Origin of the sequence: Nocardia pseudovaccinii, assembly GCF_050942345.1 — a bacterium.
GTDB classification, from domain to species: Bacteria; Actinomycetota; Actinomycetes; order Mycobacteriales; family Mycobacteriaceae; genus Nocardia; species Nocardia pseudovaccinii.
This window is the reverse complement of the sequence record NZ_CP192074.1, coordinates 7,680,766-7,703,426: the sequence shown is the minus strand read 5'-3', so window position 1 is coordinate 7,703,426 and position 22,661 is coordinate 7,680,766. Positions and strand designations below refer to the sequence as shown.

The 22,661-nt window shown below is 66.8% G+C and carries 21 protein-coding genes; 5 read left to right on the top strand and 16 right to left on the bottom strand.

The features are described 5' to 3' along the window. Positions 1 to 21 precede the first annotated feature (21 nt). A complete protein-coding gene (locus ACQPZ2_RS34820; RefSeq protein ID WP_433522297.1) occupies positions 22 to 528 on the top strand; it encodes a hypothetical protein in 507 nt (168 codons plus the stop codon). A 99-nt stretch (positions 529 to 627) separates the two neighbouring features. Then, on the top strand, positions 628 to 1,266 hold the full coding sequence (locus ACQPZ2_RS34815) for a glyoxalase (RefSeq protein ID WP_433522296.1): 639 nt from the start codon (positions 628 to 630) through the stop codon (positions 1,264 to 1,266). Here the strand turns inward: ACQPZ2_RS34815 and ACQPZ2_RS34810 are convergent. From ACQPZ2_RS34810 to ACQPZ2_RS34785, 6 genes are all read right to left on the bottom strand, one after another. Beyond that, positions 1,248 to 2,873, bottom strand: coding sequence for a bifunctional 3'-5' exonuclease/DNA polymerase (locus ACQPZ2_RS34810; RefSeq protein ID WP_433527605.1), 1,626 nt, complete (start codon positions 2,871 to 2,873; stop codon positions 1,248 to 1,250). The two genes, ACQPZ2_RS34815 and ACQPZ2_RS34810, sit on opposite strands and share 19 nt — an antisense overlap. A gap of 75 nt (positions 2,874 to 2,948) precedes the next feature. Continuing rightward, complete coding sequence (locus tag ACQPZ2_RS34805; RefSeq protein WP_433522295.1) at positions 2,949 to 3,815, bottom strand: class II glutamine amidotransferase; 867 nt, start codon at positions 3,813 to 3,815, stop codon at positions 2,949 to 2,951. A 448-nt stretch (positions 3,816 to 4,263) separates the two neighbouring features. After that, a complete protein-coding gene (locus tag ACQPZ2_RS34800) occupies positions 4,264 to 4,647 on the bottom strand; it encodes a hypothetical protein (RefSeq protein WP_433522294.1) in 384 nt (127 codons plus the stop codon). A 61-nt stretch (positions 4,648 to 4,708) separates the two neighbouring features. Next, the gene (locus tag ACQPZ2_RS34795) at positions 4,709 to 5,404 is read right to left on the bottom strand and encodes an NAD(P)-dependent oxidoreductase (RefSeq protein ID WP_433522293.1); all 696 of its coding nucleotides are present in this window, start codon (positions 5,402 to 5,404) and stop codon (positions 4,709 to 4,711) included. Positions 5,405 to 5,415: 11 nt separating this feature from the next. Further along, positions 5,416 to 5,988 carry an NADPH-dependent FMN reductase gene (locus tag ACQPZ2_RS34790; protein ID WP_433522292.1) on the bottom strand — a complete coding sequence of 191 codons (573 nt, stop codon included), beginning with the start codon at positions 5,986 to 5,988 and terminating at the stop codon, positions 5,416 to 5,418. A 146-nt stretch (positions 5,989 to 6,134) separates the two neighbouring features. Next, positions 6,135 to 7,076 (bottom strand): NAD(P)/FAD-dependent oxidoreductase, encoded by a 942-nt coding sequence (locus ACQPZ2_RS34785; protein WP_433522291.1) that lies wholly within the window; start codon positions 7,074 to 7,076, stop codon positions 6,135 to 6,137. A gap of 150 nt (positions 7,077 to 7,226) precedes the next feature. Between ACQPZ2_RS34785 and ACQPZ2_RS34780 the strand changes: the two genes are divergently transcribed. Continuing rightward, on the top strand, positions 7,227 to 8,132 hold the full coding sequence (locus tag ACQPZ2_RS34780) for an RNA polymerase sigma-70 factor (protein ID WP_433522290.1): 906 nt from the start codon (positions 7,227 to 7,229) through the stop codon (positions 8,130 to 8,132). Positions 8,133 to 8,201: 69 nt separating this feature from the next. Here the strand turns inward: ACQPZ2_RS34780 and ACQPZ2_RS34775 are convergent, their stop codons facing one another. Together ACQPZ2_RS34775 and ACQPZ2_RS34770 are read right to left on the bottom strand one after the other, a co-directional pair. Beyond that, positions 8,202 to 8,606 carry an SRPBCC family protein gene (locus ACQPZ2_RS34775; RefSeq protein WP_433522289.1) on the bottom strand — a complete coding sequence of 135 codons (405 nt, stop codon included), beginning with the start codon at positions 8,604 to 8,606 and terminating at the stop codon, positions 8,202 to 8,204. 83 nt (positions 8,607 to 8,689) lie between these two features. Further along, the gene (locus ACQPZ2_RS34770) at positions 8,690 to 8,929 is read right to left on the bottom strand and encodes a hypothetical protein (RefSeq protein WP_433522288.1); all 240 of its coding nucleotides are present in this window, start codon (positions 8,927 to 8,929) and stop codon (positions 8,690 to 8,692) included. A 209-nt stretch (positions 8,930 to 9,138) separates the two neighbouring features. Here ACQPZ2_RS34770 and ACQPZ2_RS34765 point away from each other — a divergent pair, with 209 nt between their 5' ends. Continuing rightward, positions 9,139 to 12,159 carry an alpha-mannosidase gene (locus tag ACQPZ2_RS34765; protein ID WP_433522287.1) on the top strand — a complete coding sequence of 1,007 codons (3,021 nt, stop codon included), beginning with the start codon at positions 9,139 to 9,141 and terminating at the stop codon, positions 12,157 to 12,159. Between the two features lie 194 nt (positions 12,160 to 12,353). After that, positions 12,354 to 15,206, top strand: a complete 2,853-nt coding sequence (locus tag ACQPZ2_RS34760; protein WP_433522286.1) for a BTAD domain-containing putative transcriptional regulator — start codon at positions 12,354 to 12,356, stop codon at positions 15,204 to 15,206. On the opposite strand, the gene ACQPZ2_RS34755 is transcribed toward ACQPZ2_RS34760, so the two are convergent. From ACQPZ2_RS34755 to ACQPZ2_RS34720, 8 genes are read right to left on the bottom strand one after another with little or no spacing between them, the layout of a single operon-like run. Continuing rightward, positions 15,124 to 15,663, bottom strand: coding sequence for a phage tail protein I (locus ACQPZ2_RS34755; protein WP_433522285.1), 540 nt, complete (start codon positions 15,661 to 15,663; stop codon positions 15,124 to 15,126). The genes ACQPZ2_RS34760 and ACQPZ2_RS34755 overlap by 83 nt on opposite strands. Then, positions 15,660 to 17,636 carry a putative baseplate assembly protein gene (locus ACQPZ2_RS34750; RefSeq protein WP_433522284.1) on the bottom strand — a complete coding sequence of 659 codons (1,977 nt, stop codon included), beginning with the start codon at positions 17,634 to 17,636 and terminating at the stop codon, positions 15,660 to 15,662. Before ACQPZ2_RS34750 ends, ACQPZ2_RS34755 begins: the two co-directional genes overlap by 4 nt. Further along, positions 17,633 to 18,052: a GPW/gp25 family protein gene (locus ACQPZ2_RS34745; RefSeq protein WP_433522283.1), complete on the bottom strand. Its 420-nt coding sequence runs from the start codon at positions 18,050 to 18,052 to the stop codon at positions 17,633 to 17,635. The genes ACQPZ2_RS34750 and ACQPZ2_RS34745 overlap by 4 nt, the downstream gene beginning before the upstream one ends. 2 nt (positions 18,053 to 18,054) lie before the next feature. Beyond that, positions 18,055 to 18,336, bottom strand: coding sequence for a PAAR domain-containing protein (locus tag ACQPZ2_RS34740; protein ID WP_063041004.1), 282 nt, complete (start codon positions 18,334 to 18,336; stop codon positions 18,055 to 18,057). Between the two features lie 19 nt (positions 18,337 to 18,355). Continuing rightward, entirely contained in the window at positions 18,356 to 20,188 is a 1,833-nt protein-coding gene (locus ACQPZ2_RS34735; protein ID WP_433522282.1) for a VgrG-related protein, read from the bottom strand. A 2-nt stretch (positions 20,189 to 20,190) separates the two neighbouring features. Beyond that, the gene (locus ACQPZ2_RS34730) at positions 20,191 to 20,940 is read right to left on the bottom strand and encodes a LysM peptidoglycan-binding domain-containing protein (RefSeq protein ID WP_364476660.1); all 750 of its coding nucleotides are present in this window, start codon (positions 20,938 to 20,940) and stop codon (positions 20,191 to 20,193) included. 1 nt (position 20,941) lies between these two features. Further along, the gene (locus tag ACQPZ2_RS34725; RefSeq protein ID WP_063041010.1) at positions 20,942 to 21,379 is read right to left on the bottom strand and encodes a phage tail protein; all 438 of its coding nucleotides are present in this window, start codon (positions 21,377 to 21,379) and stop codon (positions 20,942 to 20,944) included. 18 nt (positions 21,380 to 21,397) lie between these two features. Further along, the gene (locus ACQPZ2_RS34720) at positions 21,398 to 21,547 is read right to left on the bottom strand and encodes a hypothetical protein (protein WP_433522281.1); all 150 of its coding nucleotides are present in this window, start codon (positions 21,545 to 21,547) and stop codon (positions 21,398 to 21,400) included. Between the last annotated feature and the right edge of the window lie 1,114 nt (positions 21,548 to 22,661).

The window sequence follows — 22,661 nt, the reverse complement described above, 5'->3', positions numbered from 1 at the left end:
GTTCTTGGTGTTGCGTTTCTCTTGTGTGTCCACCTCGACCGGGCTCCGTTCGTCACGAACCTGACCGGTCCCGATCGGCTTATCGTCCTGGTGGTCGGCGGGATTCTGCTGGGGACTTCCCTGCTGGGGTGGGCGATCAAGACGCTGTATCTGCTCGGTCGAGAGCGCCGGTGGTCCTGGAAAGTCGCCGCGGTGCCGATGGTTGTCGTCGCGGGGCTGTTGGCCGGGTTGATCTTTCGGCCCGCGAGCTTCGGTGCCGCACATCCGGAAATGGAGGAAGTCGCGGCTGGGATGCTGCGCGAGGCGGCGCCGAATACTCGTCGCGGCCTGAGTCTCGGTGGGCTCGATATCAGTTCGGTTCATCGCGAGTCCGATGGGCGCGTCTACTTCTACGACGCCGACGGCTTCGTGGGTTCCACCGTCCGCGGCTGGGTCTACTCGCCCGGCACCGAGCCGGTGGGGAGTAGCGCGCGCCGGTTCGAAAGGCTGTCCGGAGATTGGTATTCGTTCGTCTTCGACATCGACTGAGGCCGCCGGTGGCTCGACTCGACGGGCTGATTCAACCGCTGCCGAAGCGATCAGGAATCGAGAAGCGCTGGTCGCCGGGTAGAAAATAGCGTTAGTGCCATGAACATCACCATTAACCAAGCCGCTATCGAATCCGTCATCCTCGAGGTGCCCGACGCTGCGGCCGCAGAGGCCTTCTACACCGCCGCGTTCGGTCTCGGCGACAAGGTGCGCGTGCGCACCTCGGAGGCGCCGACGACCGGCTTCCGCGGCTTCATCCTCTCGCTCGTGGTGTCGCAGCCGAGTACCGTCGACAGCCTCATCGGCACCGCTGTCGCCGCGGGCGCGACGACACTGAAGCCCGCCAAGAAGAGCTTCTGGGGCTATGGCGGCGTCGTCCAGGCGCCGGACGGGGCGATCTGGAAGATCGCGACGTCGTCGAAGAAGGACACCGGTCCGGCCACCCGCGAGATCGACGATTTCGTGGTTCTCCTCGGGGTCGACGACGTCAAGGCGACCAAGCAGTTCTACGTCGACCACGGCCTGGCCGTTGCGAAGAGCTTCGGCAGCAAGTACGTCGAGTTCGAAACCCCGGCGTCCACGATCAAGCTGGCGCTCTACGGGCGCCGTGCCGCTGCCAAGGATGCTGGTGTGCCGCACGAGGGGACCGGGTCGCATCGGATCGTCATCGGCGGCAATGCCGGAGCTTTCACCGATCCGGACGGGTTCGCGTGGGAACCTTACTTGGCGTCCCAGTAGCACTCCACCACCGCGGTCGTGAACGGGAACCGCACCGGTGTCGGCCCGAAGGCGATCCGGCCCGCGGTTTCGGCCGCGGTCGCGATCACTTCGGCGACCGCCGTGGCTTCCTCGGCCGGGCAGTGCACGATTACCTCGTCGTGCTGGAAGAAGACGAGCTCGGCTCGGAGCCCGGCGTGCGTCATCGCATGACGCACGCCCGCCAGTACCAGCAGGGCCCAGTCGGCGGCGCTGCCCTGCACCACGAAGTTGCGGGTGAAGCGGCCGCGAGCGCGTGTCGCGGAGGTGCTGCCATACCCGTCCGCTTCGGGCGATGTGAGGGAGGCCGGCGGGCAGGTGCGGCCGAGCCAAGTGCGCACCAACCGGCCTTCTTCACCGGCGCGAGCCGCGTCGTCTACATACGCCACCGCGGCCGGATAACGTCGGCGCAGTTCGGCCATGTGGGTGAGGGCATCGCCGGAGGTCTGGCCGTAAATAGCGCCCAGCAGGGCGATTTTGGCCTGGGTGCGGTCGCCGCCGAAGACACCGGCGTACAGGTCTTCGCCGCGACCGGCCACCTCCATCAATCCCGGGTCGCGGGAGATCGCGGCAAGGACTCGCGGCTCCATCTGGTCGGCGTCGGCGACCACCAGGCGCCAGCCCGGGTCCGCGCGTATCGCTTGACGGATCACCTTGGGGATTTGCAGGGCGCCGCCACCGTTGGTGGTCCAGCGGCCGGAAACCGTACCGCCGGGCAAGTATTCGGGACGAAAGCGGCCGCCGTGCACCCACTGCTCGAGCCAGGACCAGCCGTGGGCGGTGTACAGGCGGTACAGCGATTTGTAGGCCAACAGTGGCGCTACGGCGGGGTGATCGATCTGCTGGAGTTCCCATTTTCGGGTGGAGGACAACAAGATCCCGACGCGGCCGAAGGCTCTGATGATGTCGTTGGGCAGGTCTGGCCGGACCCGCACACCTTCCCCGAATGCCCGCGACACCTCGTCGGCCAACTCCGCCATCCGGCGCGGCTCCAGCCCGCCGGGAAAGCGCTCACCCAGCAGCGTGTCCAGCAGCTCGCGGTGGACGTCGGCGCGCCAGGGGATCCCGGATCGGGCCATCTCCGTGGCAACCAGCATGCCCGCCGATTCGGCAGCAAGCAGCAGCCGCATACGTTCCGGATATTCGGTCTTCACCGTACGAGCCAGCTGGCCCGCGTAGACCTTCAGCAGTGCGTCGAACTCGTCCGTGCCGGGTGGCAGCGGTACCGGGCCGGATTCGAACAGTGACGGCTGGGTCTCGGCGGCACGCGCGGGCGCGTCCGGCGGGACGGGCAGGTTGTGCAGTCGCGCCCAAGCCGCCGCCAGCGAGCGGGCCTGACCCGACTGACCCTCCTCATGACCGATGAGCAGCGCCTCCGCGGCCTGCACGTCGTAGCACCGCTCGACCCGCACGCCCGCCGCCAGCAACGGTCGGTAGATCTCGGCCGTGGATCGCCAAACCCACCGCTCGACCTCGGGTCGTGCACGCACCGCCTCGGCGAGCGAGGGCTCGCGCACAACTGGTCCGGCGGGCCGGCCATCCTGATCGAGCGGACACAGAGTCGCACCTCCGTCGCCCGTTTCCGCCACCGCCCATCTCACGTCCCGAGTCTTGCACTGGGGTAGGACATCTACCGCGGTAGCGGGCTCGGGTCGGGAGGTTGGTCACCGACCCGACTGTGCTGCCGCCGCACGGGTGTCGAGTTGTGCGAGCGAGAGTGGGTGGCGCGGTGCGGAATCCAGGACGGTGGTCGATCGGACGCGTAGCTGGTCGTCGACGTGGAGTAGTTCGCCGGGTGCGAGTGCTCGCCAGCGTGGGTCCTCGTCGGTGCGTTCGCTGGCCACCACGACCGCGGGGAATTCGCGCAGGTGGCCGCTTCGGGTCCGGATTCCGGCTCGTCCGGCTTGGTCCAGGTGCCGATCGCCCTGTGGGCCGCCTGGTTCGCGTTCGAGGACGAAGAGGCCGTGGGTGTCGGGGTATCGGAGTGCCCACAGGTCTGTTGCCGTGGTGAGTACCAGGTTGAGGGCGTAGACGGGCAGTCGGTCCGCGATCCACCTGACCGCGTCGGTGATACCGGCGGTGACGTCGCCGTCGTGCTGATCGGTGCGCTGGGTGATCAGGGCGAAGAATCGTTCGGAATCGGTGTCGCCGTGTACCAGGTCCAGGTAGTCGCCGAGTTCGGAGTCCAGTTCGTCGAGGCCGTGCAGCACACCGTTGTGGGCGAACAGGCGCCCCCGTTGTTCGAACGGGTGGGTGTTGATGGGTTGCAAGCCGCCTGTGGTGGCGTAGCGGATGTGCGCGACGAACGTCATCGATTCTCGTTCGCGCGCCTCTCGAGCGAACTGGACGTCCTGGTACGCGGCGATCGGTTGTTTCTCCACCAGCGGGGCCTCGTCGGCGGTGAAGGTGCCGAGGCCGACGCCGTCGGGTTCACGTCTGCTCTGTATCGACAGACTGTCCGACGCATCCAGCAACCAGAACGTGGCACGCACGCGCCGCGGCGCGGCCGACAAACCGAACAAGCGACACATGGGACTCCTGCCTGGGCGTTGTCCGCGTGTGATGACTGTCCTGCGATCGTAGTCCCAGGTCAGCTGATCTTTGCGTTCCGGTCCGGAATCCCCGGGTCCGGTCCGGATTTCCTGTCCGGCCAGTGGACCAGGGAGTTCAGGGTGTGGGCCGACGCGGCTTCTCGATCGAGGAGGAACGCGCTCATATCGTGATCACGGCGCATCAGCGGGGGCGGGATGTCGGTAACCCCCTGTGTGCGCAAGTGATTTCGATTCTCAGGGGGACTGGTTATGTGGGAGTGGAGCAAACATGTCGCAGAGCACGCCGCCGCTGCGGCGTGGACCCGTCGACACGAGGAGTACCGACCAACGATTTGCGACCCGGAACCTGTGGCTGCACCAGGCAGCATGAACAACGGTGGCCCCGCAGCTGAGGACAACGGTGGGGAACATTCGACAGACAGCGCCGTCAAGATTCGACCGGAACCACCGTTGTTCCTGCGCTGTCGGCAATGCGGGTTGCGACTTCACGTGGTTGCAGATCGGTGGTGTCGATGACGTGGGCTTCCCGGCTGTGCCATGACCGGGCGGCGTCGTAATCGCCGAGGTGTTCCAGGCGCCATGCTGATCCCGGCTTGGTGGCGTCGGTTTCGATGGTCGCTGCGGCCACTACCAGGGCGCGCCAGGGCTGCCAGTCCTGGAAGTCCCGGACGATCTCGGAGGCGAGAACGTGGCGGAGCATTATCCCGACCTCTTCGGTGTCGAAGATCCGAGATCCGGGCAGCAATGCCGTCAATTCCTGTGCGGTCGTGGTCTTTCCGGCTCCGAAGGTGCCGTTCAGCCATATGATCACGTTTCGAGCGTATCGGGTTCGGCGTCGCGGCAGACGGTGTCGACGCCGAACCCCGGTCGGTTCAGCTCGTGGCGAGTGCTTCGCGGCGAATCCACTCGAGCAGGGTGGGGTTGTCGGCCGTGGTGATGACGCCGATGGTGGTGCGGACGTAGCGGTGGTCGTCCAGTAGGGCGAGCATGCTCGCGGCCAGGTCCGCGCGGGCGGTGAATCTGCCGTCGGCGTGGCCCTGGACGACGGTGTAGTCGGTGACCGACGGCAGGTGGTAGAGCCCGCTCGGGCGCACGATCGTCCAGTCCAGATCGGTGGACTGGATCAGGGATTCCATTCGCCGCATGTCGTGGTACAGGGTCTTACCCGCCACCCGCGTCACATATGGCAGTAGTAGGCGGTTGAACAGGAATCCGCCGTCGGAGTACGGGTGCGGGTCGACTCCGCTCGAGCTGACAACGGTGAGCCGACGTACCCGATGCCGTTCCATCGCGGCGACAATATTGGCCACACCACGCGAATAGGTGCTGATCGGTTCCTTCCCGGCGGGCACCCCGAGCGTCGACAGCACCGCATCCCGCCCTGCCACCGCGGTGTCGACGGCCGCCGGATCGAGCACATCTGCACCGACTACCTCGAGCCGATCATGATGCAGCGGAAACGAATCCGGCTGCCGGGTGACCGCCGCGACCTCATGTCCGGCGGCGAGCGCCTGGCCGGTGAGCAGGCGGCCGGTGCGACCGTTTGCTCCGAAGACTGTGATACGCATGAAGATTCGCCTTACGACACCAGAGCCGTGCGCAGCGGGGCCAGCGCCCGCGCCCACGCCAGCAACTCGTCGACCAGCCTGTGTACCGCCGCGACGTGCAGCTCACGCGGTTGGAAGTCGGCGAAATTCACGAAGTCCTCGCGCAGCGTCAGCGCCACCTGCGGCCCGATATCGGCCATCCGCAGCACACCTGCCTGCGCGCGCAGCTTCTGCACCGCCATGACCGCGCCGTAAATGCCGTAACCGACGTAGGCGACCGGCTTACCGCCCCATTCGCGGTGCAGGAAATTGATGGCGTTGGTCAGGGAGGCGGGCGGGGCGGTGTTGTACTCCGGCGTGACGAAGATGAAGGCATCGCAGGAGCCGATGCGCTCGGCCCATTGCCGGGTGTGCGGCTGTCGGCCTGGCTCCCGGCCCGCCGGGACGGGCTCGTCGAGCAATGGCAGCTGGTAGTCCTGCATGTCCACGAGCTCGAAATCCGCACTGTCGCTCGCGTGTTCGGCTGCCTGTCCCTGGACCCATCGGGCCACGCGTTCGCCGATGCGGCCGGGACGGGTGCTGCCGATGATGACGCCGATCTTCATATTCGATTCTCCTGTTGATCAGAAACTGGAAACGCCCGCGCGGGCGGACGAGAACGCACTGTGGGTGGTCATTTCCTTGAGTGCGACCGCGGTGCGTCCGGCGAAGTAGGCGCGCCGGACCGTGTCGTCGGCGTGGGTGAACTGTGCTACCGCGTCCTTCCTGCCCAGCGAGAGGCCGCGGCTGACGTACGGGAAGGAATGCGGTTTGGGCTTGCGGCCCGCGAGCAGGCGAGCGAAGTTGTCGGCGGCGTGAATGGCCTGCGGTAGGCGGTGTAGCAGGCGAAACGTGCTCCGGGCACGGCAGCGCAGTCGCCGACGGCGAAGATCCGCTGGTCGCTGACGCTGCGCAGGAACTCGTCGACGACCGCACGCCCGCGCACGTCGACCTCGAGGCCGCTGCGCGCCGCGAGGTCGGGTACGCCCGACACGATCGCCCACAGGGTCAGGTCCGAAGCCATCTCCCGACCCGACCGCAGCCGCACGATATCCGTTGCGCCCGAACCGACTTCGGCCACCTCGTCATCGATGATCTCGACGGTCAGTCGCTCCAGCCCGGCACGTACCCGCCGATGGGCCCCACTCGAAAGGCCGCCGCCCACCGAGGAACCGATCAGCCGCACTCGCAGATCGGGTCTGGCCTCGGCGATTTCGGCCGCGGTCTCGATGCCGGTCGGACCACCCCCGATGACGGTGACATGGTCACCCGCGGTGAGCGCCGCCAGCGCCGCGCGAGCTTGCTGCGCGCCTTCCCATGTGCCCACCGGCACGGTTCCGGGGATGGGCGACACCGTGCTGCCCACGGCCAGGAAGGCGTAATCGAAATCGATCCGCTCGCCGTCGGCGAGGGCGACGGTGCCCTCGCCGATCTTGTCGACGGTGCCTACCCGTGCCGTGATCCCTTCCCGCAGTACCTCCGCGAGAGGTGTTGCCGCCGAGTATGTTCCCGCGATCTGCTGGTGCAGCCGGACCCGCTCCACGAAGTCCGGGCGCGGGTTGATCACCGTGACCTCGGCATCCTTGACCTTCCTGGCCACCCGGTTCGCCACGAGCGTGCCCGAATAGCCGCTGCCGACTACGACGACCTGCATGTCAGCCTCCTGTCTTGGTAACTGGACGAACACAAGACGCTCGTGACCACGGTCCTGTGACGTCCGCGCTCACGTGACGGGCGTCACTGACGGCGGGTGTCACAAAGTGGGCAGGACCGGCGTCTCGTGTGTATGGCACAGTCGAGAGCAATGAGTGACGCGGGCGAACCCGAGCGCCTGGACCCCGCCACCGAAGCGTTCCTCGCGCACCGCAAGCTCCTGTTCACCGTCGCCTACGAAATGCTCGGTTCGGCCGCCGACGCCGAAGATGTCCTGCAGGAAACCTGGCTGCGGTGGGCCGATGTCGACCTGACCACGGTGCAGGACCAGCGCGCCTACCTGGTCCGGATCACCACCCGCAAGGCACTCGACCGGCTGCGCACCCTCGACCGGCGCAAAGAGTCCTACGTCGGCCCATGGCTGCCCGAGCCGTTGCTCACCGCTCCCGACGTGGCCGATGATGTCGAACTGGCCGACAGTGTCTCGATGGCGATGCTGCTCGTGCTCGAGACGCTGGCCCCGACCGAGCGCGCGGTGTTCGTACTGCGCGAGGTATTCGACCTGGCCTACGACGAAATCGCCGAAGCCGTCGACAAAACCCCCGCCGCGGTCCGCCAGATCGCCCACCGCGCACGAGCACACGTCGCCGCGCGCCGACCCCGCGGAGTGATCTCCTGGGACCAGACCCGCGACGCGCTCGCCGCCTTTCAACGCGCGGTGGAAACCGGCGATCTACAGCGCCTGCTCGAAATCCTCGCGCCCGATGTCGTCGCCCTCAACGACGGCGGCGGAATCAAACAGGCCCTCCCGCGCCCTGTCGTCGGGGCCGAGCGAGTGGCTCGGCTGTTCGCCGCCTACTGGAACACAATCGGAGCCGCGGCGACACTGCAACCGACACAGGTCAACGGCTACCCGGCGCTGATCATCCGGCTCGACGGCGAACTCGACACCGTCACCGCGGTGCGCATCGACAATGGCCTCATCAGCGGCATCTACTCCGTGCGCAATCCGCAGAAGCTGTCGCATATGCAACGTGAAACCTCGCTGCATCGCTGAGTCCGCAGCACTTCACCGCCGAAGCCGAAAATGCCGCTGATCGATTGTGCGCCAGGGACATCGAGGTGCCTATGCCGATGCTTCGATTGCCTGTTTCATTTCCTTGATGCCGTACTCGGTGCGGATTCGGATTTCGGGGGCGATGGTGTCGGGGAGGACGTCGGTTGTCCAGATCAGGCGGCCGCGCTCACCTTCGCTTCGGACCTCGAAGGACGCGTGGTGGTAGTCCAACGGCGGCCTGGCGCCTGCTACGACGGAGTAGGCCATTCGGCGGGTTTCGTCGTCGACGGAGACGATCAGTTCCCGGATTATGTGGCCGTCCGGAAATGTGAGGAAGCGTTCGACGCCCCGGATGCGGGTGTCGGCGACTCGGCCGGGGAGCAGGCGTGTGTGCACGGCCCCGACATCACGTACCACGTCCCAAATATGTTGTGGGGAAGCATCGATGACGATCTCGGTGCGGATGGTGGCCATGGGGTCGAGTCTTCCCCATCTCGGGGCGTGATCGACACACAGTGCTACGAGTCACGGATTGATCGGGTCGCCGTGCCAGGGGTTCACCCGAAGTCCCGCGCAAGAACAGCTCGGGCGCGAGCATCGGCCAAAAGCAGGCCCGCTTCTCGGCGCAGTCTGCCGAGTTGACGGCGCTGCTCGGCGTCGGGGGCTGTGCTCTCGAGTTCCTGGTCCAAGGAGCCGAGGGCGGATTGCAAGTCACCTACCGTCTCAACAGTCGTCCCGGTGCCGAGGTTTCGTGCTTCCTTGATGAGCTGGGCCAGTCGACCTTCCAGACTGAGCATTTCGCCTCCCGAGCGCGCACAGCTGCATGTCCGTCGGCGTCGCCGAAGTCCGGTCCGCCGATTGAATAAACCGCATCTATTGAGCCGTTAAATAACGGTACATCAAATGATGGAATGATGAAAGGGGCTGGCATCACCCGGAATTCACTGTGCTGTCGGACAATGGGGCGGTTGGTGATCACTCCTCCGGTCCGATGGGAGCCAGCGCTGTGCACGATGACCGTCGGTTGATCGAAGACCGCCTCGGGCGGGTCCTCGCAGAGCGGATCGTTCCGGCGATCTATCCGGAGTCGGTGCCGCTGCGGGCGTCGATCTGGGTTGCGCCGGACGAGCCGGTGCCGGTTGCCGAGGGCTTGGCCGCGCCTCGGACGCCCATCGAATCCGGTGCCAGGTGGGGCGCGCCATGGGGGACCAGCTGGTTCACGGTCGAGGGTACGGTGCCTGCCGAGTGGGCGGGCAAAACCGTCGAGGCGATCATCGATCTCGGATTCGACCGGAATATGACGGGCTTCCAGTGCGAGGGTCTGGTCTATCGGTCGGACGGGTCGCCGGTGAAGGGACTGCACCCGCGTAACCAGTGGGTGCGGGTGGCGTCCCCTTCGGTCGGTGGGGAGCACGTGCTGTTACATGTCGAGGCGGCTTCGAACCCGATCATCCCCTTCTTTCCGCCGAACGCTCTCGGTGACAAGCTCACCGCTGGTGACGACCCGCAATATCGGCTGGGCCGAATGGATCTCGCGGTTTTCGATGACGAGGTCTGGCAGTTGGTGCAGGATCTGGAGGTCCTCGGCGAGTTGATGCACGAGATGCCCGAGGAGCCTGCCCGCCGCTACGACATCGTGCGTGCGATCGAGCGCGCACTCGACGCCGTCGATCTACAGGATGTGAACGCCACCGCTGCGGCGGCGCGCGAATGCCTGGTCGATGTGCTGGCCAAGCCCGCGGTGCCGTCCGCGCACACGATTTCCGCGGTGGGGCACGCGCATATCGATACGGCGTGGCTGTGGCCGCTGCGCGAGACGGTGCGCAAGGTCGCGCGGACGACCTCGAATATGACCGCCCTCCTGGCCGACGAGCCCGAGTTCATCTTTGCGATGTCCCAGGCCGCGCAGTTCGACTTCATCAAGCAGCATCGTCCCGAGGTCTACGAGCGGGTCGAGCAGGCGGTATCGGAGGGACGGTTCGTGCCCACCGGCGGGATGTGGGTCGAGGCGGATACGAATATGCCGGGTTCGGAAGCGATGGCGCGGCAGTTCGTGCACGGTAAGCGGTTCTTTCTGACGGAATTCGGTGTGGAGAACGAAGAGGCGTGGCTGCCCGACACCTTCGGGTTCGCCGCCGGGCTGCCACAGATCATCAAGGCGGCCGGATCGAAATGGCTACTGACACAAAAGATTTCGTGGAGCCAGATCAACCAGTTTCCGCACCATACTTTCTTGTGGGAGGGGATCGACGGAACCCGGATCTTCACCCATTTTCCGCCGGTCGATACCTACAACTGTTCGATGCACGGTCGTGAGATCGCCCACGCCGCACGGAATTTCAAGGAGAAGGGCCGTGCGTCGATATCGCTCGCGCCGACCGGCTGGGGTGACGGTGGCGGCGGCACGACACGGGAGATGATCGCGAAGGCCGCCAGGATGGCCGATCTCGAGGGTTCACCGAAAGTGGTCTGGGACTCCCCATCCGGCTTCTTCGCCAAGGCCGAGGCCGAGTACGAGAACCCGCCGGTGTGGGTGGGGGAGCTGTATCTGGAGTTGCACCGTGGCACATTGACGAGTCAGGCGAAGACCAAACAGGGCAACCGTCGCAGCGAGCACCTGCTGCGGGAGGCCGAGCTGTGGGCTGCCACCGCGGCGGTGCGGAAGAACCTCGAGTACCCGTACGCGGCACTGGATCGAATCTGGAAGACGGTGCTGCTGAATCAGTTTCACGACATTCTGCCGGGCTCGTCGATCGCATGGGTGCATCGTGAGGCGGAGCAGACGTATGCGGCAGTGGCCGAAGAGTTGACGGCGATTATCGAGCGGGCGCAATGGGTGCTCGGCGGTGAGCGGGTGGGACCGAATATGTTCAACCCGACGCCGCACACCTGGCGAGCGGTTCCAGCCGGTGCGGCCGCTCCGATGGATTCGGGTGATTCATGCTCGGTGGTCGAGCGTGCGGGTGGCGGGTTCGTCCTCGACAACGGTCTGTTGCGGGTAGAAGTGGACGCGCGCGGGCTCGTCGCATCGGTTTTCGACCTCGAGCACCAGCGCGAGACGCTGCCACCGGGTTCGGTCGCGAATCTCCTACAGCTACACCCGGATTTCCCGAACTCTTGGGACGCTTGGGATGTCGATCTCTTCTACCGAAATCGGGTCACCGACCTGACGGCGGCGGAATTCGTTGTGGCAGAACCATATTCGGAAGAAGCAGCGGCGGTGCGGATCGGCCGCTCATTCGGGTCTTCCAAGGTCGAGCAGACGCTGACACTGCGGCCGGGTGCGCGCGGTCTGGATATCGACACTACCGTCGACTGGTACGAGACCGAGAAAATCCTCAAACTTGCCTTCCCCCTGGACATCCACGCCGACCGCTATGCGTCCGAAACCCAATTCGGGCACGTCTTCCGACCTACCCATACCAACACCAGCTGGGAGTACGCGAAGTTCGAAGCCTGCAATCACCGCTTCGTCCACTTCGCCGAGCCCGGCTGGGGTGTGGCGCTCGTCAACGACTCGACCTACGGCCACGACGTCACCCGTACTGTTCGAGCCGATGGTGGAACAACGACAACGCTGCGGTTTTCACTGCTGCGGGCACCCCGGTTCCCTGATCCGGAGACAGACCACGGTACGCACCACTTCCGGCACGCCCTGATTCCCGGCGCTTCGATCGGAGATGCCGTGCGCGCGGGCTACCGCATCAACCTCACCACCTCGCGCCCCGGTGTCGCCGAACCCGTTGCGCCACTGTTCACCATCGACAACGACGCCGTCGTGACCAGCGCCGTGAAACTCGCGGACGACAGCAGTGGCGACGTCGTGCTCCGCGTCTACGAGGCCCACGGCGGCCGAGCCTCGGCGCTGGTAACCACAGGCTTCGACAACGCCGGATTCCAAACCTGCGACCTATTGGAACGCCCCCTGCCAGAAGACACCTCCGCAACCCCGGAGGGCGCAGGAGTTCGCCTGCAGCTACGCCCTTTCCAACTCCTCACCCTCCGGTTCACCCTCCCGCAGGACTGATGACCACCATTCGCTGGTGTCGGTGGCTCTCGCCCGATGCCGCCATGAGCGCATGATGATCGTTTGACCAGTATGGAGGAGGTAGGTTCGCGCGAGTCAACTGGGAAAATTGCGTAGTCGAATACCCGTGTCGGGGTGCTCGACTCGGCGCAAACTCGGAGGTGACACCGGGGATGGCCGGGAGGAGGTGTTGCGTGGTCGAATCAGGTGCCACGGCATCGTCTGAGGGCGGGCGGCTGGGATTGCGGCGGCCCAGGTTGCTGCACCGGATGGCGGATGCCGATGTCACGGTGGTCATCGCGCCTGCGGGTTCGGGGAAGACGCACCTGCTACAGCAGCATGCCGCGGCCGACGGCGATGGCGTGGCTTGGTATCGGGCCGATCCGGACGATCTCGATGCCGAGCGTTTCGTGCGGCGGCTGCGGGCGGCGTCGGAGCACGGTCCGCGAACACTGATAGTGGATGATTTCCACTTCATTGTGGGCGGGCCTGCCGAGGCGGCCTTCGAACGATTCGCATTATCGGGTCCGGGTGTGCGTGTCGTCCTCGGCTCTCGGGTACGTCCCACCTTCAATCTGATGCGCGCGGAGATCGGTCGGGTGACCGTGCTGTCCGGTGACGATCTGCGCTTCCGCTGCTGGGAGGTCGAGGAGCTGTTCGCGAGCGTCTACGGCCATCGCCTGCCGCCGGACGAGGCGGCGGCGCTGTCCCGGTTCACCGATGGCTGGGCGGCGGGCTTGCACCTGTTCCACCTCGGCACCCAGACCCTCGGCGCCGGTGCGCGACGCGCGGCGATCCGCGCGCTCAGCGGGAGGGCGCGGTATCTGCAGGGCTATCTCGCGCGCACCGTGCTCGGTGAGCTGCCCGCCGAATTATGTGAATTCCTGCGCCGCACACACGTTTTCGAGACACTGACCGACGAGCGTTGCGACCGGCTGCTCGATCGCACCGATTCGGCGGCGCTGCTGGCCGAGTTGGAGCGGCGCCAGGCACTGACCAGTTCGGACGACGACGGCCACAGCTTCCGGTACCACGAGGTGCTGCGTCAGCATCTGGCCTCAGCCCTGCGCGAAGAACTCGGCGCGGCCGAGGCGGCCCGGTGGTGCCGCAAGGCCGCGACCCAACTCGAGGACGAGCACGCCTATCCGGAGGCGGCACGGTTGTTCGCGCGCGCGGAACACTGGACCGAGGTGGCCAGGCTGCTGAACACGCACGGGGCGCGGGTTGTCGGCGATCCGCGGAGTCCGGTGTGGTGCGCGGGCCTGCCCGCATCGGTGGTCGAGCAGGATCCCTGGCTGTCGTTGGCGACGGCTCGCCGTGAGGTTGCGGCCGGAAATCTGCGGCGGGGGTCGCAGCGGTATCGACATGCCGAGCGGTTGTTCTCCGAGCCCGATCTGCGTGATGCGGCTGCGCGGGAGCGGCGTCTGGTCGATATCTGGCTCGATGCCGCGCCGCAGGTCGAACTGCATTGGCTCGATCGGATCCGTGCCGCATCCATGCGTCGTCCGTTGGACTATGCCGACGATGACAAACACAGTGCCGGTATGGCTTTCGCGCACACGTGCGCCTTGCTACTGGCCGGTCACGTGCGTCGAGCCGATCAGCAAGCCCAGCTGTCGATCGACGATGCGACGGTCCCGATGCTCGAGCTGTGGACACAGTTCGTCGGCACCATCGCGGCGATGGTCTGTGGCGAGCACGTCGGGATGCGCATCGAGTTGCTCGCGGGTGAGGCCGAACGCGCGGGTGCGACGGCGTTGCTGCGGCAGTGCCGCGCGCTGTCACAGCTCGGCGGCTCCGAGGTCGCCGCGGAATGCGATGCGGCAGGCGATCATTGGGGAGCCGCGCTGGCGGCGGCGATCGCGGCGTATCGGGCATTGCTGGCGGGCGAGCCGTCGATGTCGTTGTGGCGGGCGGTCATCGAACGGTGCGTGCGGCTGCGCGCGGATACACCGAAGGCGTGGGCGTCGGCGTTCGAAGCCTTGGCGGCCGCGGCCGAAAATGCGGGGGATGCCGAAACCAAGGCGACGCGCGCCGAGGCCTTCGCTCGTGCGACCGGCGTACCCGGTGCTCGCGCGATCGCCTTGCTCGCCAACGCCGTCCGAACCGGCAACGTCGCCGCGGCGCCGTTCGCCGCCGCGCGTGCGCTCGCCGTGGAAATCGGTATGCCATTGCCGCAGGCGCTCGTCGACCGCGTTCGTGAGGCGAAACCCGTTGTCACGCTGCCGATCCCGGAGAACGCAGTGCTGCGGCTGCGCTGTCTCGGTGCCTTCGTCGTCGAGGTCGACGGCATCGAATTGGATCCGCGGACCCTCCGGCCACGCGCCGCCGCTGCCCTTCGCTACCTATCGATGCGCGCCGGGCGGTGGGTGCATCGTGACGACCTGGTCGCGGCGCTGTGGCCCGATCTGCCCGAGGCGCAGGCCCGGCAGAGCCTGCAGGTGAGCGTATCCGCGGTCCGGCGTTTCCTCGAACCCGATACCGGCCGCGGCAAATCGACGCTGGTGATGCGCCGGGGCGAGACGTATTCCCTTGTCCTGAACGGCCGTAGCACCGCCGACGTTGTCGCCTTCGAGACTGTGCTCGAGACGGGCCGGTCCGCACTGCAACTCGGTGACGAGGACCGGGCGCACAGTGCGTTCACGGCGGCGTTGGCCGAATACCGCGGCGAACTACTGCCCTCGGATGGAGCCGTCGAGTGGGTTGTTGCCGAACGCGACCGGCTCCGAACCCAGGCATCACTCGCCGGTGTCACCCTCGCCGAACTCGATTTGGGCCGCGATCGTGCCGCCGCCGCGATCGATGCGCTGCGGCGCAGCCTGGATATCGATCCGTACCTGGATCGCGCCTGGCGGCTGCTGATCTCGGCCTACCAGCGCGCGGACGATCTGGCCGCCGCGGAGCGAGCCCGGCGCGACTACGCGAAGATGCTCGCCGAGCTGGGCGTTCAATCCGCGAATCCGGTTACCGTGCTTGCCGGGCCAACTCGAACGGCACGTGCGCCGGGCACATCGCCTCGACCGCGCGTGCGATCCGCTGCCGGGTAGGCCCATCCCAGCGGTCGGGGGGTACCAGCACGACCAGGCGTGACACCGTATCGCCGGGGGCGACGGTGTCGGGTGTGCGGGACCATCGTGCGCCGCCGCTTTCCACCACCTCCACCTCGCAGCCGCACACCGTGCGGATGTGCTCCTTCATCGCCGCGACACCCCCGCGACGCGCGTGCATGCCGACTGCGGCCGCGACGACGGCACGCAGCCGATCCGTCGGCCACTGTTCGTCGGTGTCGGCATCGACCCAGCCCGCGAGCCAGGTCAGGAAGTCGGCGGGGGCGAGCGCGGGATCGACGTAGGTGTGCATGGCGTCGAGGGTGAGGAAGACCGGAGCGAGGATCTCGTCCATCCCGTTCGTCCAGCGCTGAACGAACGGGTCGTCCAGGTAGATGCCCGGCAGGAACTCGCCGAGCGGATGCGCCGACGGCAGCCCCGTGACCGTGCCCCTCATGACGTGACCTTGATCTGATGCTCGAACGAATACGCCAAACCATTGGGCGGCACGGTGATTCGCTGGGTTGCTTCACCGCGCGTGCCATTGATCGGATCGGCGGGGTACAACCGCAGGTCGTCGATCTGCTCGACGCCGTCGACACCCTGCAGCACCGCATACAGTTCCCCGGCCTGCACCGACCTGCCGAGCGGCCAACCCTGACCGCTCGGGCCATCGGTCACCGGGTGCAGATAGCTGTTGAGCGCTCGGATCGCACTCGCGCGGACCCGAGCCGGATCGCTGGTCGCACGTGCGCGCACCGCGCCGACGACGGTCACCCCGCGATAGCGCGGCGGTTCGACGATCAGGCGCGCCCCGATCATCCGCCGTTCGTCCAGATACGCGACGACACGCTGCAGCAACTCGTCGGACGGCTGCAGCCGTCCGAACGGGACGGTCGCCGTCTCGTCGCTGTCCACCTCGGGAACGATCAGCACCCGGACCACCGCCGCGTCCTGGCCCGTGCCCGCAAGACAGTGGGCGCGGGCTACGCGGGGCGAGGACGCCAGCGCGAGTAACTCGTAATCCCTTGTAGTGACGGCACGTTCGCGAGTGCGCAGCATCATCGGCGCGCGTAGTTTCGCATTCTCGACCGTCTCGCCGTCCACACCGCCGGTACCGGGTCGCCGGTTCTCGATGCGCGAAACGTATGGCAGCGAGCTGCGCAGCGAACGGACGGTGCCGCGCGCCACATTGCCGCGACGTCCGCCACCGGTCCGGTAGAGCGGTACCCGGATCGGGGCACCTTTCGGCGGCACGGCGCCGTAGTGGGTGACCGAGCCGTCCGGCTGACGGACGGCGGGTCCGAAGACGATGACGCCCGCGGCGGCGTCGAGGGTGAAGTGCTGGTCATCGGGTCGGCTGTCACCGAAGTGCTCGACCCGCATCCACTGCTGCCAGCCATCGCCCGCGGCGACCTCGACGACGATCTCCTCGTCCGGCTCGGCGACGACGGGTCGCTGGTCGAGCGGAAACTCTTGTGCTGGAACACCTTCGGACATACCGATGATCTCGTCGCGCACGATCTCGGCGTAGCGGGCGTCGACGGTTCCACCGATGGTAAAGGCCGAGGCGGCGAACACCCGGGGCGCGGCGGTATACGGCGGTTGGCCGGGGCGCACGGGCACCACGCGGCACCGCAGCCAGCCCGCCGTGCGCCGTTGGATCGGCGATGCCCGGTGCGTGGGCGGCACGTGCAGCACGACATCGCCGGGGCGGTTCAGTCCGCCGGTGTCGTCGCGTTCGAGTTCACAGCCCGCCCAGCGGCGTCCGTCCCATGCCTCCCACACGAGTGGTGGCTGGCGCGGGTCGACGCCGACACCTTCGACGCGGCAGTCGAATCGCAGCACAACGGCGCACGAGGGCACTGGATTCGACAGCCCGACGTACATCGTGTCGTCAGGTGCGGGAGTGGGGGAGAAGCAGGCGAATTGCGCTCCGGTGGTCAGCTCGTCGGTGCGATCGATCACGGGCCCGCCCGCAGCTCCGGTGGCGATCGCGCTCAATGCGCACGGCACGATAGGCAGGTCGACGGCGGTCGCGAAGACGACGGGTTCGATTGTCTCGGTGCGCCATTGATCGGGTCGGCTGGTGTCCTCGCGATCAGTGGCCGTCTGCGTGCCGACGGGCACCAGCACGACCTCCTCGCGCGGCGCGGAGAGCCAGAAGGTGACCGGCACTGTGGCGGCTGCGGGCGGGAACAGTCGAATGCCGAGGAGTTCGAGGAATTTCAGGTAGAGCCGGTCCGGCACCCGGTTGAGCCGGTAGAGCAGTTGGTCGACCACCATGGCGTACGTTTCCAGCAGGGTGACGCCGGGATCGGAGACATTGTGGTCGCTCCATTCCGGACAATGCTGCTGGACATAGCGTTTCGCGTCGTCGACGAGGTCCTGGAAGCCGCGATCGTCGAGGTTGGGCGCAGGCAACGTCACGACACACCACCCGATTCCGCGTGCTCCGGGATGACATAGAACGGGAAAACCAGATTGCGGGGGTCGTTGCGGCCCCGAATGCTGTATCGGACATCGATATACAGCGTTCCGCTGTCCACATCATCGAAACGCACCTGCACGGTGTCGACGTCGATGCGCGGCTCCCACCGCTCCAGCGCGGCGCGCACCTCGTAGACGATCTGCCCCGCCGTCGCGGCGTCCGCCGGTGCGAATGCGAATTCATGGATGGCACAACCGAATTCGGGACGCATCGGACGTTCCCCCGGTGCGGTACCCAGGATCAGCCGGATGCTCTCCTTGATCTCCTGGTCCGCTCCCACCAGCGCGATGGCGCCGGTGTAGTCGGTTCGCATGGGAAAGAAGGCCCAGCCCGCGCCGATGAACTGTTCGGCCATGGTCATCCTCCGATCAGGACGGTCGGGCAGCCCATGGCGATCGGTGCGCCACAGGCCGACAGATCGCCGACGCGGGCGGCGGGCATCCCGCCGATCAGCACCGTCGGACAGCCGGGACCCGCGATGGCCGACGGCGGGTGGACGGCAGGCGGCGGAAATGAGCAGATATGCGGCGTGCCGACGGTGGCGGCGGGCATGCCGCCGATCAGGACCGTCGGCACGCCCGGCGGGCCGATTACACCGGGGTGCGCGGTCGGATCCGCAACGCGAGCGGCGGGTGGCATATCGACCCCTTCCTTTCCGTCAGTTGATCCGGACCATGGCGGCGCGAACGGTCGCGGTCGCTCCGGCCGTCAATTCCGCACTGGCGCTGCCATTTACGGATACGGTTGTGCCTCGCACCTCGATGCCCGCGGTGCTGGAGATTTTCACCGGTCCGGCGCCACCGTCGAGGGTGATCCCGGATTTCGCGCCGAGTGAGATGTCGTTGCCGGTGAGCTTCAGGGTTCCGGTGCCCGCGTCGACCGTCACGCCGTTGCGCGCCGATATGGTGACCGTTCCGTCGCTGTGGACGGTGATCATGGTCTGCTGCTGGTCCAGGTCGAGGGTGAGTTTCTGGTCGCCGGTCGCCACATGGACGCCCTGGGCGCCCGCCGCCTGCTCACGGAATTCGACCCGATGGCCGGTGCGGGAGACGATCGAGCGCCGGTTCACCGCGCCGCTGGTGCGGTCCACGAGATCGCCCGCCCCGGTCGGGGGTGTGTCGACGCCGTTGTACAGGCCGCCGATGACGTACGGACGTCTGAAGTCGCCGTGCTCGAAGGCGACGAGTACTTCGTCGCCGACCTCGGGCAGGAAAAGCGCGCCGCGTTCGTGGCCCGCCCCCTGCTGCACGGTCCGGGCCCACACACTGACGAAACCATCGGCCAGCCACGGGAAAGTGATGCGGACCCTGGCCATATTCGCCGGATCGCTGTTATCGCTGACCTGTCCGATCACCACGCCCGCGAAACTCGCGCGAGCCGAATTCGCTTGTGCCGCACCGTTGACCAGTCCGGCGAGCGTGCGATCACGCCGTCCGCTGACGATGACGCTTGTCGTATATCCGGTCTCCGGATCGAAGGTGTGCCGCGACGCCGTCACGGTGTACTTGCCCTCGAACGGTTTACCGGCATTGGCGAGTGCAACGGCTGTGCCCGCGCGCACCTTCGGGTTGCCCCGCAGCACCGCCTCCAATTCCGCGAATCCGCTCGCGACCTGTTCGGCCAGTGCCTTACATGCGACGTCCACCTCACCCTGCGTGCCGTACGGAGCTTGCGCACCAACGAGTTTCGGTGCTTTGAACAAGCTCGCGAGGTCGTCCGGTCGCACGCCGTTCTCGGCCGTCACGGTCTTCGCGGGGGCATCGGCGACGACGGCTTTCTTGCGCGTCACATCCCAGCCGCGGACCTGGACGCCAGGTACCTGGTCGGCCGAGGTGACAATGGCGCGCAGCCGCAACACATTGCGCCCCAGCTCCAGGACGAGCGGATCCTCGGTCGCCTTGGCCTCGGTGCGCGGCGCGTTGCCCGCGGTGGTGGGCTTGCCGAAGTCGAGTTTGCCGTCGGTGACCGCCACCTCGACGCCGCTGTCCGCCGCGAGCTGGCGCAGCAGCTCCCAGTCGCTGACATTGCCCTGCGAAATCTGTTCCAGCACAGGACCACCCGCCGCGATCTTGCCGATATCGACACCCGCGTCGCTCGCGATCCGGCGCGCGACGTCCGCGGCCGACATGTGCTCGAAGCCGGTCACCCGCCGTCCGCGTTGCAGCCGATGCGATTTGTCGAGGCCACGCACGGTGGTGAAGGTGCCGGTACCGTCGAACTCCTTCTCGATCGCGGTGACCTCGGCCGACAGCAGCGGCACCGGGGTGTTCGCCTCATTGGACGCGACCCCGAGTTCGATCGGAACGCCGATCTTGATATTCGCCTTGTCCAGGACAATGTTCTGGGGGTCGCGGAAGCGCAGCACGAAAAGGTCTGGCGCGCTGCGGTTGTCGTCGACCATGCCGTGCGTGAGCAGTGCCGCGATATCGGCGGGCAGTGGTGTGCCCGCGATGCGGACGAGCAGCTGGTTGGTGAAATCCTGGGCGGGCACGGTTACCCCAGCTCTTCGGCGGCCGGGATGAGCAGTTCCGTACCGGGCCGCAACCGCATCGGGTCATCGATATTGTTGGCGGTCGCGACGGCGCGCCAGCGGGCCGGATCGCCGTATTCGCGCCAGGCGATCGAGGCGAGGGTGTCGCCCGCGATGACGGTGTGCATCGTGCGCGCCGTCAGGCTGCCCGAAGTGGGATTCTGTTTGGGCTGATCGGCGGCGATCTCCTCGATCGTGACCGTCGCGGTGCCGCGGATCGGCAGACCGCCCGCGGTGAACAGGGTGTATTTCACCGCCACCGAGCTCACATATGCGGTGAATCCGGTCAGCCCGCCCCAGTGGAAGATCACCCACGGCGGGCTCGACTTCTTCTTGTCGTGGCTCTCGTCGGTGGGTACGCAGCAGGCGAACAGCCGCTCGACCGTGTCGACAACCTTGGTGTCCTGCTGTGGGCCCGCGTCGAGAAACATTTCGAGCGTGAGCTTGGCGGGGTCGGCGCCCTTGAACTCGGGCACGCCGCTCTTCTTGCTGCCCTTCTGCGCATCCCGATTCCACTTGGCGGACTTGGTAACCGACAATTCCTTCGGGTTGAACTGGAAGTCGATCTGCCCGCGGCGTGGGCCGGGTTGCAGCGATCCCTTTTCCACCGGGGGGTCGCGCACCTCGAGGAACGCATGCTCCAATTTCGGTCGGCCGCTGCCGGATCGGTCGGCGCCCGCACTGCTGGCTGCGAAGGCGATCGGCGCGGGCATCTCAGGCCTTCCCCGGCTCGACGAAGCCGTGGTGGGTGATCTCGATGGTCTCCACGGCGACCTTCGGTGATTCGGCATTGAGCGAGGGGCCGGTCCAGCGCACCGGCATCACACCGAGCAGACCCCACTGCGCGACCACGGTGCCGTCGGCGGTCATGGCCCGAATCTGGCCGGTCTTCGCGCGCACACCCGTTGCGACGCTGCCGAACCACGCGGCCACCTTCGCCGTATCCGGGGTGACCGGACGGCTCAGTTTGATGGTGGAGAACTTGATTCGAGTGGGCAGCTGCCAGACGTAACCGTTATTGCCGCCCTCCTCGCGCTGTTCCATCACCACCTCGCAGCCGAGGCCCTCGCAGCTGTTGAATGCGCCGAGGCTCATATTGTCGATCGTCACGACGAAGCAGACGCTGACCGCGGGGTCGAGATCGGTTGGCATGGTGGTCTCCTCGGGTGATCAGAGGGTGAGGTCGAGGGCCGTGCCCGCACGCTCGCGATCGAGGCGCAGTTCGGCCTTGAGTTTGCGGACGATCGGGTCGTAGAGGCGGGCGACGAGTGCGTCGATGTCGGTGGGGGAGGTGCCGATGGGGGCGTTGGTGTCTGTCACGGTATTGCTCGGCTGAGCAATGGGCGTGGGGTCGGAGACGACGGCGGGTTCTGTGGTTTGCGGTGGTTCGGGAGGGCTGCTTTGCACGGGCGTGTCGGCGACATCCGTGGGCAGTGTTGGCGCTGCCACGGTTCGTTGTAGGGGCATCGGGGACCACACAGGCTGGATCGCGCGGTTGTGGGCGGCGGTGTGTGCAGGGTCTGGCGCGGATGTGGTTGTGGTGTCCGACGGGGTGGATCCAGTCGAGATGCCGAAGTCGAAGATGCGCTGAAGGGTTGGCGGGGCCAGGGGGTCTGGCGAGCCTGCGAGTGGGCGAGCAAGTGTGGCGGTGGTGGGGCGTGCGTGCCTCGTGGGTTGGCGCTGCGCAGTGATTGTCGTCCGGGGTGCGGAATGCGCCGGTGCAGCTGGCTGCCAGCCCGCTGAGCGTTGCAACATCGTGGGTAGGGCCAGCGTGCCGACTGTCCTCACTACGGGGGTTGCGCTGGCCGATGATTCGGTGGATCCAGGGGCTGGTGCACGGTGGGGCAGAGCGGAGGTGGCCGGGATTGGCGAGTTCGTATCGAACTTCACAGCGTCGCCGAAGTATTCGGGTGTCGGCTCGGACATCGCGCGCTGCACCGTGGTCGAGGCTCGGGGCGGAAGTGGAGCTGCCGGGACGTCCGTAACTTCAGGCCGAGTTTGGAGTTGCAGGGTGCGCGTCGCGAGTACTGGAGCAACGATGTCAGGGGACGCTATGGACGTAAATGCCGGGGGTGCAGCCGATTCGGAGTTCGAGGTGTGGCTCGCCGATGAGTCCGCCATGAAGTCGGGCTCATGCGGTGGCGCGGTCCACTGGGCTGACTCGGATGCGGTTCCGGGGCGTGGCGTGGTATCGGGAGATATCGCAGGTACAGGCAGCGGGCCGTCGACGGAGGTCGCTGTGTCGATCGCTCCGATGGTCGGCGCTGTTCGGCCGGAGATCGGCACCAATTCTTCAGAACTCGGCGTCGGTTGCTGGGAACCGGGATTCAGTTGCTCGGGGGTGCGCATTGGTTGCTCGGGGACGGGTATCAGTTGCCCAGAGTTCGGCACCGGGTGGTCGGAGGTGGGCACGGGCTGCTCGAAGGTGGGTATC